At 71.5% G+C, this 1,469-nt stretch carries 2 protein-coding genes; both read left to right on the top strand.

Features of this window, described 5'->3' with window-relative positions:
• The coding region (gene casB / locus FNQ90_RS22935) for a type I-E CRISPR-associated protein Cse2/CasB (RefSeq protein WP_182608098.1) at nt 1-581 on the top strand (581 nt) is incomplete at its 5' end.
• A gap of 80 nt (nt 582-661) precedes the next feature.
• Nucleotides 662-1,469, top strand: an 808-nt coding sequence (gene cas7e, locus FNQ90_RS22930; protein WP_182608097.1) for a type I-E CRISPR-associated protein Cas7/Cse4/CasC, incomplete at its 3' end; no start/stop codon positions are given.

Raw genomic sequence — 1,469 nt, 5'->3', positions numbered from 1 at the left:
CCCCGCGACCCACCCGGGACGGGGCCGCGGAGACCGTCCGCTACTGGAACCGGTACGTCACCGCCCGCGGGACCTGGCGACTCCACTCCGCCGGCCGGCCGACGGAGCCCCCGGGAGAGGATCTGGCCACCCTGCGGTCGGGGCTCGAACACACCGCCGGCGAGGTCTTCGCCCTGTGGCCCTTCTACACGACCCCCTGTGACGGGCGGGTGCCCCGCCTCCTGGAGGCCGAACACGCGGCTCTCGCCCTCTACGGTCTGCACCAGCAGGGCCGACGGGATCCCATGCACCGCCCCGGCATCGGCCCGGGTACCGCCCTGGCCAACCTCCGGCGGAGCGAACGCTTCGGGGCGGACGCACTGGACCGCCGGGTGGACGCCACCGCCAACGCCACCTCGGTGGCCTCCCTGCGCCACCGGCTGCGAGGACTGGTCACCCAGCTGCGCACCGGCGGACAGCCCATGGACTACGACATGCTGCTCGACGATCTCCACAGCTGGCACCGGCCCGACGGGCGTCGCCGTGTCCGCCGCAGGTGGGGACTGGAGTACTACGCACGCAAACCCGAGTCGCGGGACTGACCCCTCCCTCGCTGTTTCCCCGGCGGGCCGCCGCGCCCGCCCTCACGACCGCCCGACGAACCAGACCACCGGAGAACCCAGTGACCTCGCGCCAGTACATCGACGTGCACATCATCCAGACCGTCCCGCCGGCCAACCTCAATCGTGACGACCAGGGCAACCCCAAGGAAGCCCACTTCGGCGGCACCCGCCGCTCCCGGGTCTCCTCCCAGGCGTGGAAGCGGGCCACCCGCCTGCACTTCGCCGAACGCGTCCCCGAGCAGGACCTCGGCACCCGCACCAAGCGCGTCGCCGGCAAGCTCGCCGAACGCGTCGCCGACATCGCCGAGGTGGACCCGCCCACCGCCACCCGGCTCGCCGGTGCCCTCCTCGCCCCCCTGAAGATCACCGCCGGCAAGAAAGAGGGGGACACCGCCTACCTCTTCTTCTACGGCCGGCGACAACTCGACGCCGTGGCCGCCCTCGTGCGGGACCGCGCCGCCGAGCTGGCAGCCCTGGATGACGACGCGTTGGCCGAGGAGATCGGGCAGATGCCCGTACGGGAGACCTTCCGCACCGGCCACCCCATCGACGTCGCCCTCTTCGGCCGCATGGTCGCCGACATCCCCGCCCTCAACGTGGACGCCGCCGTACAGGTCGCCCACGCGCTGTCCACCCACACCACCGAGCTGGAGTTCGACTACTTCACGGCCGTCGACGACGAGAACGAGAAGGAGGAAACCGGCGCCGGCATGATCGGCACCATCGGCTTCAACTCCGCCACCCTCTACCGGTACGCCACCGTCGGCATGCACCAACTGGTGGACAACCTCTCCGACGAGAAGGTCGCCATCGACGCCGTCGCCGAGTTCGTGACCTCATTCGCCCGCTCCATGCCCACCGGCTACC

This window comes from Streptomyces alkaliphilus (assembly GCF_014141535.1).
GTDB classification, from domain to species: domain Bacteria; phylum Actinomycetota; class Actinomycetes; order Streptomycetales; family Streptomycetaceae; genus Streptomyces; species Streptomyces alkaliphilus.
This window is presented reverse-complemented; position numbering and strand designations above follow the sequence as displayed.